The sequence below is a fragment of the Allobosea sp. LjRoot237 genome, from assembly GCF_964253285.1.
GTDB lineage: Bacteria > Pseudomonadota > Alphaproteobacteria > Rhizobiales > Beijerinckiaceae > Allobosea.
On the sequence record NZ_CAXUQP020000001.1, the window covers coordinates 2031302 to 2044759 of the forward strand.

Annotated in this window: 16 protein-coding genes and 1 tRNA gene; 7 read left to right on the plus strand and 10 right to left on the minus strand. The window is 65.3% G+C overall.

Annotated features, from left to right (window positions below; all coding sequences use genetic code 11):
- Positions 1-62 precede the first annotated feature (62 nt).
- Complete coding sequence (locus ACSQ24_RS09890) at positions 63-737, plus strand: alpha/beta fold hydrolase (RefSeq protein WP_436094501.1); 675 nt, start codon at positions 63-65, stop codon at positions 735-737.
- 338 nt (positions 738-1075) lie between these two features.
- On the opposite strand, the gene ACSQ24_RS09895 is transcribed toward ACSQ24_RS09890, so the two are convergent.
- Positions 1076-2059 carry a glycoside hydrolase family 25 protein gene (locus tag ACSQ24_RS09895; protein ID WP_436094502.1) on the minus strand — a complete coding sequence of 328 codons (984 nt, stop codon included), beginning with the start codon at positions 2057-2059 and terminating at the stop codon, positions 1076-1078.
- A 105-nt stretch (positions 2060-2164) separates the two neighbouring features.
- Between ACSQ24_RS09895 and ACSQ24_RS09900 the strand changes: the two genes are divergently transcribed.
- A complete protein-coding gene (locus ACSQ24_RS09900) occupies positions 2165-2884 on the plus strand; it encodes a CDP-alcohol phosphatidyltransferase family protein (protein ID WP_436094503.1) in 720 nt (239 codons plus the stop codon).
- Between the two features lie 3 nt (positions 2885-2887).
- On the opposite strand, the gene ACSQ24_RS09905 is transcribed toward ACSQ24_RS09900, so the two are convergent.
- From ACSQ24_RS09905 to ACSQ24_RS09920, 4 genes are all read right to left on the minus strand, one after another.
- Complete coding sequence (locus ACSQ24_RS09905; RefSeq protein ID WP_436094504.1) at positions 2888-3823, minus strand: glycoside hydrolase family 25 protein; 936 nt, start codon at positions 3821-3823, stop codon at positions 2888-2890.
- A gap of 77 nt (positions 3824-3900) precedes the next feature.
- Positions 3901-5307, minus strand: coding sequence for a magnesium transporter (gene mgtE / locus ACSQ24_RS09910; protein WP_436094505.1), 1407 nt, complete (start codon positions 5305-5307; stop codon positions 3901-3903).
- Between the two features lie 191 nt (positions 5308-5498).
- A tRNA-Leu gene (locus tag ACSQ24_RS09915) sits at positions 5499-5583 on the minus strand.
- A gap of 110 nt (positions 5584-5693) precedes the next feature.
- Entirely contained in the window at positions 5694-6614 is a 921-nt protein-coding gene (locus ACSQ24_RS09920) for a LysR substrate-binding domain-containing protein (RefSeq protein WP_436094506.1), read from the minus strand.
- A gap of 115 nt (positions 6615-6729) precedes the next feature.
- Here ACSQ24_RS09920 and ACSQ24_RS09925 point away from each other — a divergent pair, with 115 nt between their 5' ends.
- Entirely contained in the window at positions 6730-7134 is a 405-nt protein-coding gene (locus tag ACSQ24_RS09925) for a tautomerase family protein (protein WP_436094507.1), read from the plus strand.
- A gap of 27 nt (positions 7135-7161) precedes the next feature.
- Here the strand turns inward: ACSQ24_RS09925 and ACSQ24_RS09930 are convergent, their stop codons facing one another.
- Positions 7162-7431: a FliM/FliN family flagellar motor switch protein gene (locus tag ACSQ24_RS09930; RefSeq protein WP_436094508.1), complete on the minus strand. Its 270-nt coding sequence runs from the start codon at positions 7429-7431 to the stop codon at positions 7162-7164.
- Positions 7432-7563: 132 nt separating this feature from the next.
- Between ACSQ24_RS09930 and lipB the strand changes: the two genes are divergently transcribed.
- Both lipB and ACSQ24_RS09940 read left to right on the plus strand, forming a co-directional pair.
- Positions 7564-8271 (plus strand): lipoyl(octanoyl) transferase LipB, encoded by a 708-nt coding sequence (lipB, locus tag ACSQ24_RS09935; protein WP_436097862.1) that lies wholly within the window; start codon positions 7564-7566, stop codon positions 8269-8271.
- Between the two features lie 64 nt (positions 8272-8335).
- A complete protein-coding gene (locus tag ACSQ24_RS09940) occupies positions 8336-8536 on the plus strand; it encodes a hypothetical protein (RefSeq protein WP_436094509.1) in 201 nt (66 codons plus the stop codon).
- A 30-nt stretch (positions 8537-8566) separates the two neighbouring features.
- On the opposite strand, the gene ACSQ24_RS09945 is transcribed toward ACSQ24_RS09940, so the two are convergent.
- Genes ACSQ24_RS09945 through ACSQ24_RS09955 form a run of 3 tightly spaced genes read right to left on the minus strand, consistent with a single transcriptional unit; the run spans position 8567 to position 10108 of the window.
- Positions 8567-9175 carry a DNA-3-methyladenine glycosylase I gene (locus tag ACSQ24_RS09945; RefSeq protein ID WP_436094510.1) on the minus strand — a complete coding sequence of 203 codons (609 nt, stop codon included), beginning with the start codon at positions 9173-9175 and terminating at the stop codon, positions 8567-8569.
- A complete protein-coding gene (locus ACSQ24_RS09950) occupies positions 9172-9480 on the minus strand; it encodes a YciI family protein (protein ID WP_436094511.1) in 309 nt (102 codons plus the stop codon). Before ACSQ24_RS09950 ends, ACSQ24_RS09945 begins: the two co-directional genes overlap by 4 nt.
- A gap of 43 nt (positions 9481-9523) precedes the next feature.
- Positions 9524-10108 carry a TetR/AcrR family transcriptional regulator gene (locus ACSQ24_RS09955; protein ID WP_436094512.1) on the minus strand — a complete coding sequence of 195 codons (585 nt, stop codon included), beginning with the start codon at positions 10106-10108 and terminating at the stop codon, positions 9524-9526.
- Between the two features lie 211 nt (positions 10109-10319).
- On the opposite strand from ACSQ24_RS09955, the gene ACSQ24_RS09960 reads away from it, so the two are divergent.
- Both ACSQ24_RS09960 and ACSQ24_RS09965 read left to right on the plus strand, forming a co-directional pair.
- On the plus strand, positions 10320-11927 hold the full coding sequence (locus ACSQ24_RS09960) for a carboxyl transferase domain-containing protein (RefSeq protein ID WP_436094513.1): 1608 nt from the start codon (positions 10320-10322) through the stop codon (positions 11925-11927).
- A 12-nt stretch (positions 11928-11939) separates the two neighbouring features.
- Positions 11940-12197, plus strand: a complete 258-nt coding sequence (locus ACSQ24_RS09965) for a hypothetical protein (protein WP_436094514.1) — start codon at positions 11940-11942, stop codon at positions 12195-12197.
- A 223-nt stretch (positions 12198-12420) separates the two neighbouring features.
- Here ACSQ24_RS09965 and ACSQ24_RS09970 read toward each other — a convergent pair whose 3' ends face one another.
- Entirely contained in the window at positions 12421-13386 is a 966-nt protein-coding gene (locus ACSQ24_RS09970) for a Bug family tripartite tricarboxylate transporter substrate binding protein (RefSeq protein WP_436094515.1), read from the minus strand.
- Between the last annotated feature and the right edge of the window lie 72 nt (positions 13387-13458).

The following is a 13458-nucleotide window of genomic DNA, read 5'->3' on the forward strand; positions in this document are numbered from 1 at the left end:
ATTAAGAACGGAAAATGGGATGCACCCAAAACGGGATGCAACGTCGAGCGAGAGGTAGACTCATGGCAAACGTAGTCATTGTGCCGGGCGGCTGGCATGGCGGGTGCGAACTTTCTCCCTTCGCACGCAAGTTGCGCGCTCTCGGGCATGAGGTGTTCACGCCAACCCTCACGGGACTGGGCGATAGGTCGCACCTTGCGGCAACGCGCCCAAACCTGGACACGCATATTCAGGACGTAGCGAACGTCCTTGAATTCGAGGACCTCTCGAGTGTCGTTCTGTGCGGGCATAGTTACGGTGGGATGGTGATCACAGGTGTGGCGGATCGACTGGGCGACCGCATATCGGCGCTCGTCTATATTGACGCGCTGGTGCCGGAGGACGGCGACTCCTGGTGGCGCCTCATGAACGACTATTTCCGGACGATCGCCATCGAGGGAGCAGACGGCGACGGCTTCGGCGTTAGACCTCCAGCGGGAATGGACCCCCGTTGTCGGCCACACCCATTGGCGTCGTTTCTCCAGACGATCCAACTAACTGGGCGGTGGAAGCAGGTTCGTGAAAAGCTCTTCGTCTACGCTACGGACTGGAGCGACAGTCCGTTCCCGCCGACGGTCACCCGTCTCAGGAAATTGCCGGACTGGCGGATCGAGGAGTTGCCCACTCGGCACAACGTCATCGCCGCCGCGCCAGAGCAGTTCCTGACGATCCTGACGACGCTTGATGCAATGAAATGATCGCGACGCCCGCCGACCGCCCTGCATCGGAGGACATCACGCTTGTCGGTGCATATCTCAGAGGCTCCTGCCTAAGCTGACGGCGCGAAAACCCAAGAATGCGCAGCTGGCCGGCGTCCTCTTTAGGCCAATAGTAGGCACCGGCCTTTTGCGCGCCGTTCTACGCCAGGACACTCTTGCGCACTGCAGCTGCTTTACGTCCTGCGAGAGCATCGAACTCAGATCGTCCCCGCATGAAAAAGGAAGGCTGATGCAGCTCAACGGCACAAGCGAGCGGACGTAGTGACGCCGACACGGTGGCGCGTCGAAACTACGCCATTGCCGATTGCCGACTGTGCTCAGTCGCGGGCGATCGACCCTGTGGTCGTGACGTCGACTCGCGCCGATTTCGGGATCTTGCCGGGCGGTGCGAATTTCAGCGGCGTGTTGCCGGCGGCCTTCGGCGTCCTAAGCCCTGCCGGGGTGGCCGGCGGCTTGGGCGTGGTGGCGACCTTGGGCTCGTCGCCGCGCCATTTGCGGGCGCCGATGTCGAAGCGGCCGTCGCGCCAGGCGGCGAATTCGCGCTCCGTGCCGAAGAAGGCGTTGCGGTCGACGTCGCCGGTGATGCCAGGTACGCGGCCGGTGGTGGTGAACTGCCAGAATTCCCACTGCTTGCGCTCATAGCGGTGCTTGAGCGGGGCGGCGGTCGAGCGCAGCCAGTAGGGGTAGTCGTTGAACTCGCCTTCGAGCACGTCCTCGTGGAAGGTGATGTCGGTGTAGATGATCGGCTTCTTGCCGGTGTGCTCCTGCAGGCCCTTGAGCATTTCGCGGATCTTGGCAAGCGCCTTCTCACGCGGGATCTTCTTGCCGCATTTGGCGGATTCACCGTTCCATTCGACGTCGAGGACCGGGGGCAGGGCGTCGGAATCGCGCGGGATGTGGCGCTTGAACCAGCGCACCTGATCCTTGGCCGGCCGGCACCAGTAGACGAAATGATAGGCGCCGCGCGGCACGCCGGCCGCCTTCGCTTCAGCCCAGTTGCGCCGGAAGCTCGGGTCGAGATGGTTGCCGCCCTCGGTCGCCTTGATGAAGGCGAAGCGGGTGCCGGCGTCCTTGACCCTGGCCCAGTCGATCTCGCCCTGCCAGCGCGAGATGTCGATGCCCTGGATCGAGCGCTGGCGCGCATCGCGAACGCCGGCATGGGGTGAGGCATCGCCCTTCTTCGGGTAGAGCGCCAACGCGGGGCCGGCGCAGAGCAGGCCGAAAACGGCCGCGGCAAGCGCCTGCAACGGCAAAGCTGTGGCCGGCCGCGCTTCTGGACTGGTCTCAGCGCGCCGCGCCATGCTTGTCTCCCGTTCGCGGGACAAGGATAGGCGGCGGCCGAGTTAAGAGGTGGTTAGCATTCGAGTGGCCGGCTTCAGGCTTGGTTAACCGGCGGAAGGCTGGCGATGGACGATCCTGAGGGTAAGGGGAAAGACAAGGGCAGCCGGGTCCTGGCCTATGGCGTCCACGTGTTGACGGCGCTCGGCGCCGCGCTCGGCTTGCTGGCGCTGCAGGCGGTTCTCTTCGGCGATCTGGCGCAAGCTTTCGCCTGGCTGGGCGTGGCGCTGATCGTCGATGCGGTCGACGGGCCGCTGGCGCGACGCTTCGCGGTCAAGGAGCGGGCGACGCGCTATGACGGCGCGCAGCTCGACCTCGTCGTCGACTTCGTCACCTATGTCTTCGTGCCGGCGGCGATGCTGCTGCGGCCGGAGGTGATGACGCAGCCCTATGGAGTCATCGCCGGTCTCATCGTGACGCTGGCGAGCGCGCTCTATTTCGCCGACACCGGCATGAAGACCGACGATTGGTGGTTCCGCGGCTTCCCGGCGGTCTGGAATATCGTCGTGTTCTACATTGTCGCCTTCACGCCGCCGGCCTGGCTTGCGCTGGCGGTCATCCTGATCGCGACGGCGCTGATGTTCCTGCCGGTGGTGTTCGTGCATCCGGTGCGCGTGCGGCGCTGGCGCGGGCTGACATTGACGATGCTGGCGCTATGGGCGATCGCCGCGGCGGCGACGCTCTGGCAGGGGATGGCACCGGATATCTGGAGCAAGGCCGGACTGGCGTTGGCGGCCTGCTATTTTGTCGGGCTCGGCCTGCTGCGTGCCCGGGTCCAGCGCGGATAGGCGCTATTCGGATTCCGGCTGGGTCTCGTCCTCGACAACCTCACCGAGCGGCGCGGGCTGGAAGGCGGCTGCGGCCACCGGCCTGCTGGCACCGGGCAGCATCGCGACGGGCGTGTGCTCAGGCCCAGGGCTCGGATTGGGCGCCGCCGGGCGCTGGCGCGTCCAGGTGCGGGTGCCGATGTCGAAGCGGCCTTCGCGCCAGCCGGTGAACTCGCCTTCATTGCCATAGAAGGCGTTGCGGTCGACGTCGCCTCTGATGCCGGGGATGCGGCCGGTGGTGGTGAACTGCCAGAAGGCCCAGGGGCGGTTCTCGTAGCGCGTCTCGGGCTTCGCCGCAGTCGAGCGGATCCAGTAGGCGTAGTCGTTGAACTCGCCTTCCAGGATGTCCTTGTGGAAGGTGATGTCGGTGTAGATCACCGGCTTCTTGCCGGTGAGCTGCTCGAGTTCGGTCAGCATCAGCCGGATCTTCTCCAGCGCCAGCGAGCGCTCGACCTTTTTCGGGCAGGTCCTGGAGTGGCCGTTCCATTCGAGATCGAGCACCGGCGGCAGCGCCTCGGGATCGTTCGGGATGTGCTGCTTGAACCAGACCGCCTGCTCATGGGCCGGGCGACACCAGTAGACGAAGTGATATGCGCCGCGTGGCACGCCAGCGCGGCGCGCGCTTTCCCAGTTCCGCTGGAAGGCCGGGTCAACATGGTCGCCGCCCTCGGTCGCCTTGATGTAGACGAAGCGGGTGCCGGCGCCCTTGACCGCGGCCCAGTCGATCTCGCCCTGCCAGCGCGAGATGTCGATGCCCTGGATCGCGTAGCGTCGCGCCGCCTCGACGCCGGGATGCGGGCGCGCATCGCCCTTGGACGGGTAGTTGTCCAGCGCGACGCAGCCGCCCAGCGCCGTCAGGGCGGTGAGCAGCGCAAAAGGGGCCAGGGACAAGGATTTCATGCGGCGGGCGGTCATTTCCCGGACAATTAAGGAGAAAGCTTGACGCCCGGTTTACGTTACCGGTTTTTTCGTGGCTGTCAGGTCAGGCGCAGCAGCAAAGTCGCGATACCGAGGAAGGAAAAGAAGCCGACCACGTCGGTGATCGTGGTCACGAAGGTGCCGGACGCGATCGCCGGGTCGATGCCGGCCTTGTCGAGCGCCAACGGCACGGCGACGCCGGCAAGCGCTGCAATGATCAAGGTCGCGATCATGGCGAGGCCGATGACCACGCCGAGCATGGGATTGCCGAACCAGAAGCCGGCGACCAGCGCGGTTATGAGCGCGAAGGCGACGCCGTTGAGCACGCCGACGATCATCTCGCGCCGGAAGAAGCGCCCCATGTTCCAGCCGCCGAGCTCGCCGGTGCCGAGCGCGCGGACCGCCACGGTCATCGTCTGGGTCGCGGCATTGCCGCCCTGGCTGGCGACGATCGGTGCGAGCACGGCGAGCGCGACGAGCTTGCCGAGCTGCTCCTCGAACATCGCCATGACGGAGGCACTGACGAAGGCGGCAATCAGGCTGATGAAGCGCCAGCGGAAGCGGCCGAGCGCGACCTGGCGCACCGAGTCGGAGATCTCTTCCTCCGCATCGACGCCGGCGAGCTGCTTGACGTCGTCGTCTCCGGCCTCCTCGATCACGTCGACGATGTCGTCGATGGTCATAACGCCGACGAGGCGGCCGGCCGAGTCGACAACCGGCGCCGCGACGAGGTTGTAGCGCTGGAACATGCGCGCCACGTCCTCGATGTCGTCGGTCGCCTGGACGACGCGGCGATCGTCCTCGACGAGATCGGCGACGCTGACCGGACGCTGCGTGCGCAGCAGCCGGTCGAGCCTGACGGTGCCGACGAAATGGTGGCTGGGGTCGGCGACGAAGATCTCGAAGAAGCGCTCGGGCAGGTCTTCGGTCTCGCGCAGGAAGTCGATGGTGTGGCCGACCGTCCAGAACGGCGGCACCGCGATCACCTCGGGCTGCATGCGCCGGCCGGCCGAGCCCTCGGGATAGTCGAGGCCCTGCTGCAGCACCGTCCGCTCGGCCGGCGTCAGCTTGTCCAGGATCTCGCGCTTGTCGGCCTCGTCGAGGTCCTCGAGGATGTAGACCGCGTCGTCGGTGTCGAGATCGCGCACGCCCTCAGCGACCGTCTCCGGCGAGAGCTCCTCGAGAATCTCTTCGCGGACGGCGTCGTCGACCTCGGTCAGCGCGGTGAAGTCGAAATCGACGCCGAGCAGCGAGATCAGTTTCGGCCGCTCCTCGGCATCGAGCGCCTCGATCAGGTCGCCGAGGTCGGCCTCGTGCAGCTCGGCGACGAGCTCGCGCAACGTCGTGACGTCCGACAGCAGGACGGCCTGCGAGACCTGCTCGACGAATCCGGCGTCGATTGCGCCGTCCTCGTCACGGACCCGGCGCTCCAGCGTCTCGTCCGGAGCATGCTCGGCTTCCACCATGGGTCGCTCCGCGATTCGAGGGCAAGGGGAGGGTGGGGAGATTCGGGGCAGGACAGCCGCGCCGGAACGCGTCAGCGCCCTTGTGTCAGCGCCGCCGCGACAAGGCAACGCGCCGGGAGTGGATTCGATGCAATCGTAACGAAAAACGGCGACCCTTGCGGATCGCCGTTTCGCGAGCTCTCGCTCTAAACTGGTGCGGTCAAGAGGACTCGAACCTCCACGGGTCTCCCCGCTACCACCTCAAGGTAGTGCGTCTACCAATTCCGCCATGACCGCAGCGGCTCCTAAGGGCACCGCACTGTGGCGGTGAACTCCGGAGCGGCGCGGGTCTAGCAAATCGAGTTCCCGGCTACAAGAGCCATGGGAAGGAAAAGCTTCGATGTCTGCTACGGCCCGACGTCTGATTGGCTGACAGTAGAGTGTGCGGAGGCCGGAGCGGGCATGCTGGCGGCCTCGTCAGTCAGCCATGCGCAGAATCGCTCGATCTTGGGATTAGAGGGCGATCTGGTTCTGGCGACGTAGCAATAGTCGCTCCTGACGAAGCCCTGCGGGGCGATGAGACGGCCCGCCTCGATATCGCCCAGGACAAGATGCCAGGGAGCGATGCAGATACCCAGGCCGGCTCCAGCAGCCTCCAGCGTGTAGTAATAATGGTCGAATGTGGTGCCAGCCGCCTCGATCGCGTCGATGCCGGCCGCTGCGCACCACATCGGCCAGGCATTCATGCGGGTCTTCGTCCGAAGCAGCAGGGGCGGAGACAGATCGCCTGCGCCCCGGGACGCCAGATCCGGCCGCGCTACGGGGCCGAGCCACTCCTGAAACAGGATGCGCGCCGTCTCCCCGGCGCCACCCGGGCGTGGTGCTTCGTCCACAGCGATTTCAACATCGAAGCGCTTCGGCTTGAGACCCGGCGAATAGTCCGTCGCACTCAGGCGCACGTCGATATTCGGGTGGCGCTCACGGAAGCGGTGCAACCGGGGGATCAGCCAGCGCATCAGGAAGGTGCTGAGGCAGCCGACGTCAAGAACCTCGTCCTCGGCGCGCAGCACCGTCTGCACGGCTGTCTCGATCTGGTCGAATGCCGCGGAGAGGGACGGCAGGAAAGCCTTGCCGGTCGGGGTCAGCCGCGGCCGCGTCCGTGGCCCATCGAAGAGCGCGACGCCGAGAATGGCTTCCAGGTGCCTGACCTGCCGGCTGATGGCGCCGTGCGTGACGGCGAGTTCCTCGGCTGCGGCGCTCATCCGGCCAAGGCGCGCGGCAGCTTCGAAGGAACGCAGTGCATTGAGAGGTATCTGCAGGCGTTTCATCTTGTGAGCTTAATGCACATAGAACTGGAGAAGATATCGATTTGTTCTGCGCATTTATGCCCGCATAAGCGCTCGAACAGGCCCTATTGAAGCTGTTTTCCAGGAGAAGCGAGCAATGCCATTTATCCGCACTTCAGTTCGAAAGGGCACGAGCCACGAACGCGTCGCCGCGATCGTCGACGGCATTCACCAGGCGCTGGTCGAGGCAATTGGGATGCCGGCCGACGAACTCTTCAACCTCGTATCGGACTACGATCCCGACAGGTTCTTCTACGATCGCTCGTTCAATGGCATCGCGCGGTCGGACGAACTGGTTGTCATCGAGATTACGATGCGTCGCGGTCGTAGCGACGCGATGAAGCGTGCGCTCTACGCCGGCATCGCCGAGCGCCTCGCGGCAGCCGGCGTGTCAGCCAAGGACGTCTTCATCTTTACGCACGAGAACGACTATTCGGACTGGTCGGTCGGCAACGGCGTCTTCGCCATGTCTATCGTTCAACAGCGCGGCACCGATGGGTGAGATTGCGCCGACTCTCGCCGCAGGAACTCAGGCCGCCTCGGCCACGGTTTCGAGCGAGTAGACGGTCGGGCGCTTCAGCATCTCGGTGATCTCGACCGAGATTCGCGTTCCGGCGACGACGACATGGCCCTTGGCGAAGGGGTGGTTGTTGGCGAGGATCTGGACCTCGTCGTTCTCGGTCGCGTTCAGCTCGATGATCGCGCCTCGGCCCATGCGCAGCAATTTGTAGATCGGCATCTGTGCCGAGCCGAGCACCACCGTCAGCTCTACCGCGACGTGATCGAGATCAGCCTTCAAAACCCGCCTCCGCAGACCTACTTCAAAATGATTCCACGAACTTGCCAGCGACGCAGAAACCGGCGCATGAGCAGCGGCGAAGCGATCGGACGCCGCACCGGTTGCCAAGAGTTGAACAAACTAGGTTAAGCCATAGTGAAGACGCGCGAGGCGCTTGCGGTCTCGTTCCTGCCGGAGGCGGGTTCAGAGCCGGTCGAATGGGTGATCGCCGACGAGCCGGTCGGCTACGAGGCGGCCGTCGCCGAGATGGAAGCCCGTGCCGCGCTGATCGCGGACGGCGTGGCGCGCGAGCGCGTCTGGCTGGTCGAGCATCCTGCGCTCTACACCGCCGGCACCTCGGCGAAGGACGAGGATTTGCTGACGCCGGAGCGTTTCCCCGTGCATCGCACGGGGCGGGGCGGGCAGTTCACCTATCACGGCCCCGGCCAGCGTGTGGCTTATGTCATGCTCGACCTGAAGCGGCGCGAGCCGGACCTGCGCCGCTTCGTCTCGGCGCTGGAGGCCTGGCTGATCGGCACGCTCGGCGCATTCAACATCCGCGGCGAGCGGCGCGAAGAGCGCGTCGGCGTCTGGGTGCGGCGGCCGGAGAAGGGAGAGAATGCCGAGGACAAGATCGCCGCGCTCGGCATCCGGGTCCGACGCTGGGTCTCGTTCCACGGCATCTCGCTCAATGTCGAGCCGGAACTGACGCATTTCGACGGCATCGTGCCCTGCGGTGTCTCCGACCAGGGCGTGACCTCGCTGGTCGATCTCGGCCTGCTGGTGACGATGCCCGAGGTCGACAGCGCATTGCGGGCCGAGTTCGAGCGGATTTTCGGCCCGACGGTCGCCGTTTCCTGACGTTTACCTTGCGTTGACCATCCGCCCGGATGCTTGCCCCGTGACATCAACTACGGGGACGATGATGACGAGGTTCATCTTCGCGGGCTGTCTGGCGGCCCTGCTTTCAGCCTGCTCGACCACTGAGGAGCGCATTGCGGGCGCTGCCGCCGGTGCGGGAACGGGCGCGATCATCGGCGGGCCGATCGGCGCGGTTGCGGGTGGCGCGGTCGGCGCGTTCGCAGCTCCGACCGTGACCGGCTCGGTCCGGCGCATGCGCGAGTAGCGTCAAGGCTACCAGCGGATTGGCTGCCGATCACGCCGGCTTTCGAAAAGCCATCCGGGAGCGCTCGACCTCAGCCCGGATGACGCAGCCTTCGACATGGTCGTTGATCAGCCCCATCGCCTGCATGAAGGCGTAGACGGTGGTGGGGCCGACGAAGCGCCAGCCGCGCTTCTTCAGTTCTTTCGACAGGGCGATCGATGCGGCGGAGGTCGAGGCGGTTTGCGGCGCTGCGACCGCGTCGGCAGTCGGCTCGTAGCGCCAGATGAAAGCTGCCAGCGAGCCGAATTCGGCGACGATCGCCTGAGCCCGGCGAGCATTGTTGATCACGGCTTCGATCTTGCCGCGATGGCGCACGATGCCCTGGTCGGCGAGAAGGTGGGCGGCGTCCTGCTCGGTGAAGGCGGCGATGCGATCGAAGTCGAAGCCGGCAAAGGCCCGGCGAAAGTTCTCGCGCTTGGCAAGGATGGTCCGCCAGCTCAACCCGGACTGGAACGCCTCGAGCGACAGCTTCTCGAAGAGACGATGGTCGTCGCCGACCGGGTGTCCCCATTCCGTGTCGTGATAGGCGAGGAATTCGGGCGCCGCCGCGCACCAGCGGCAACGCGGCCTGCCGTCCGGTCCCGGAATGATCGTGCTCATCTTTTCAATCCCGAAGCGTCATCGAGGAGGAAAGCCAGGCGATCGTCGGCCCTGCCGGGAGCGATCGACAGGATTTCGGCCTCGACGACATGCTCGGCAACGAATGGATCGTCATTCACGCGGGCCTGAAGCTCCGGCAGCGTGGTGCCGTGTGCGATGATCGCGCCGCCGAGCTTCGGCTGGAGGCTGCCGGCCAGCAGGAAGATGCCCTCAGTGAAGCCGCGTCGCAGCCAGGCATTATGGCCGTCCATCAACTCGGCCGCCCGGCCGGCATTCTGCGAAAATCTAAGCAGGACAATGAACATGCCGATTGTCTCTCCTGGAAGGGGCGGTGGCTGACCGGCGGGGTCAGGCCGGTGACGGGGAGGGGCGCTGCGCATCCAGCCAGGCATGCATCTGCGCGACTTCCCGGCGGATGAAAGCTTCGTCGCGAAAGGCGCTGGCGAGCGCGGCGACACCCTGGCTGCGGGCCAGCAATTCCATGACGAGTGCATCTGCTGTCTCGGTGGTGTGGCCGAGCCGGGCGAATTCACGGCGGAGCCAATCCCGGAACAGCGTGAAGATCTCGCCGGCCCGGGGGCGGGCGAGATGGTCGAGTTTCGCCAGCTCGTTGCAGAGCGTGCCGACCGGGCAACCATAGGCCATGATCTTCACCCGGTTGGCGATCAGCATGTCGATGAAGCTGCGGATGCGGCCAGCCGGGTTCTCATCGCCTTCTGCCCAGGCGGCGAGCATCGTGGCAGTGTTGGCGAGGCGCCGTTCGATGACAGCGTCGAGAATCTCGTCCTTGCTCTTGAAATGATAATAGAAATTGCCGCGCGAAATTCCGACGGGGCCGGCGATGTCGGCGAAGGAGGTGTGATCGAAACCGTTCTCATAAAACAGCCGGTCGGCCGTCTCGACGATGAGGTCACGGGTCGTCCTCTCAGTCACCTCGTCCACTCCCCGGACCAGCACGCTACCTGTCAGAGCGCTAGGTCATTTGTCCTAAATTTCGTTTAGGACAAGTGTCCGACATGGTCAAGCGCGGCTGCGGCGTGCGGTTCGGCTTTACGCACGGCGCATCTGTGCGCCGCCGCCTGTTTGCCTTTTGGGCGCGGCGCGCCATAACCCGCACTGAAGAATTGTCGTGAGGGAGCGCGCCGTGGCGGTCATCGAGAGCAAGGTCGATCTCAATTCGGCCGAGGCGCGCGCCAATACGCAAGCCTGGAGCGCGCTGCGCGAGCAGTTGACGGAGCGGCGCGCCATCGCGGCGCTCGGCGGCAATGCCCGCTCGCGCGAGCGCCATACGGCGCGCGGAAAATTGCTGCCCAGAGAACGCGTGCTGCGCCTGCTCGATCCAGGCTCCGCCTTTCTCGAGATCGGCGCGCTCGCCGCCTTCGACATGTACGACAAGGAAGTCCACGGCGCCGGCATGATCGCCGGCATCGGCCGTGTCGCCGGGCGCGAGGTGATGGTCGTCTGCAACGACGCGACCATCAAGGGCGGCACCTATCACCCGATGACGGTGAAGAAGCACCTGCGCGCCCAGGAGATCGCGCGCGAGAACCGCCTGCCCTGCATCTATCTGGTCGATTCGGGCGGAGCGAACCTGCCGCACCAGACCGAGGTCTTTCCCGATCGCGAGCATTTCGGCCGGATCTTCTACAATCAGGCGACTTTGTCGGGCCTCGGCATCCCGCAGGTCGCCGTGGTGATGGGCTCCTGCACCGCCGGCGGTGCCTATGTGCCGGCGATGTCGGACGAGACGGTGATCGTCAGGAACCAGGGCACGATTTTCTTGGGCGGTCCGCCGCTGGTGAAGGCGGCGACCGGCGAGGTCGTCTCGGCCGAGGACCTCGGCGGCGCCGACGTCCATGCGCGGCTCTCGGGCGTCGCCGATCATTATGCCGGCGACGATACCCATGCGCTCGCGATCGCGCGGCGGATCGCCAGCAACTTCAACAGCGTCAAGCGGCCGGATATCGACATTGCCGAGCCGGTCGAGCCGCTCTACGGCGCGGACGAGCTCGAGTCGGTGGTGCCGACCGACCTCAAGAAGCAGTACGACGCCCGCGAGATCATCGCCCGGCTGGTCGACGGCTCTCAGCTCGACGAGTTCAAACCGCTCTACGGCTCGACGCTGGTGACGGGCTTCGCCCGCATCCACGGCATCCCGGTCGGCATCCTGGCCAATAACGGCATCCTGTTCTCGGAGAGCGCGCTGAAGGGCGCGCATTTCATCGAGCTCTGCTGCCAGCGCCGCATCCCGCTGCTGTTCCTGCAGAACATCAACGGCTTCATGGTCGGCCGCGAGGCCGAGACGCGTGGCATCGCCAAGGATGGCGCCAAGCTGGTGACGGCGGTCGCCTCGGCGCGGGTGCCGAAGATCACGGTGCTGGTCGGCGGCTCGTTCGGCGCCGGCAATTACGGCATGTGCGGGCGCGCCTACTCGCCGCGCTTCCTGTTCGCCTGGCCGAACTCGAAGGTCTCGGTGATGGGCGCCGAGCAGGCGGCGAGCGTGCTCGCGACCGTGCGCGGCGACAATCTCGAAGCCGAGGGCAAGCCCTGGACGGCCGAGGACGCCGAAGCCTTCAAGGCGCCCATCCGCGACAAGATCGAGGCCGAGGGCTCGCCCTATTACGCCACCGCCCGGCTCTGGGACGACGGCATCATCCTGCCCTCCGAAACGCGCCGCGTGCTGGCGCTGGCCTATTCCGCCTGCCTCAACGCCGAGGTGCCGGAGACGCGGTTCGGCGTGTTCAGGATGTGAGAGCTATCGCCGATGGATGTTACGATCGAGCATTACGGCGATTATTCAGAAGTAAATCTCAAAGGAATGAGCTTCTATAGCCATGGCGACGAGCGTAATTTCCTTTTCCTGCTTGATTCAATGCATGTTCAAGTTTGGGCTCATCCGGATGTGATTCAGATCGCCATTTCGAAGCACCTGGCAGTTTGGCAACGTGAAGAGCTCAGAGCGCTTTTCCGGCGATACTCGATCCCTCTCGACGCGATTCAGAAGCTCATCGAAATCGACTAGAAGGACCGCCCGTCATTCCGGCTGTGAAGCGGCTTCATGACCGGCGCGGCTATTTCAGCTCGTCATGCTCGCCCTTGTGGCGAGCATCCACGTCTTGAACACCACGCTGGATCAGCGAAGTAAAGACGTGGATGGTCGGGACAAGCCCGACCATGACGGGAAAAGACGCGGTCGCTGCTTCCGGGCTCAGCGCTGACGTGCCGCTCTCTGACGGCGATATGCCTTAGTTCTTCGTCAACCCCAGTTCCTTCAGCACGCCGTTGCCGCGCTCGGTGAAGGCCTTCACATAGGCGGCGAACTCTTCCGGCTTGTCCCAGACCGGGGTGATGCCGCGATCGGCCATGCCCTTGCGGACATCCTCGCGCTGCATGGTGCGCTGGGCTGCGTCGAACAGGATCTTGCGCCGATCGGCCGGCACGCCCTTGGGGGCAGCGAGTGCGAACCAGTTCTGATAGGTCCAGTCGAGCCCGGCCTCCTTGGCGCTCGGCACATCCGGGAAGTTCGGGTGACGCTCCTCGGTCATCAGCAGGATGGTGCGCACGCGGCCCGCTTCCAGCATCGCCTTGGCCTCGATCGGCGAGCCGGTGAAGACCTGCAGGCCGCCGGCGACGAGGTCCTGCAGGGCAGGGGCGCCGCCATTGCTCGGCACCCAGCGCACCGCGTCAGGCGCGATGCCGGCCGCCTTCAGGATGCCGCCCGAGGCGATGTGCCAGGAGCCGCCGACGCCGGTGCCCGAAGCCATGATCGAGCCTTTCGGGCTGTCCTTCACCGCCTTGAGATAGTCGGCCGCCGTCTTCCACGGGCTGTCGGCCTTGACGGTGATGCCGGCCGGAATCAGCGACACCCGCGAGAACATATCGATCGAATCCGGAGTGAGATCGCCGAGGCCGAGCGACTTGAAGAACGAGATCTCCGGGCTGGCGCCGCCAAGGGTGTAGCCGTCCGGCGTTGCATTCGCGATTGCCGAGTGGCCGGTGATGCCGCCACCGCCGGTGCGGTTGACGACGTTGACCGGCTGCTTCAGCTCGGCCTCGAGCCCGTTGGCGAAGATGCGCATCACCGAATCCATGCCGCCGCCGGCTGCCCAGGGCACGATCAATTGCACCGGTCGATCCGGGAATGCGAAGGCCGGCGCTGCGCTGATGGCGAGCGCGCCCAAGGCCAGCGCGAGCTTGCGGAACCCCTTCATTGTCTTCCTCCCATGCTTGTCGCTTGTTCTTGCATGCAAGGAGTAATGCGCCCTCGTGTGAGCGACAAGAGT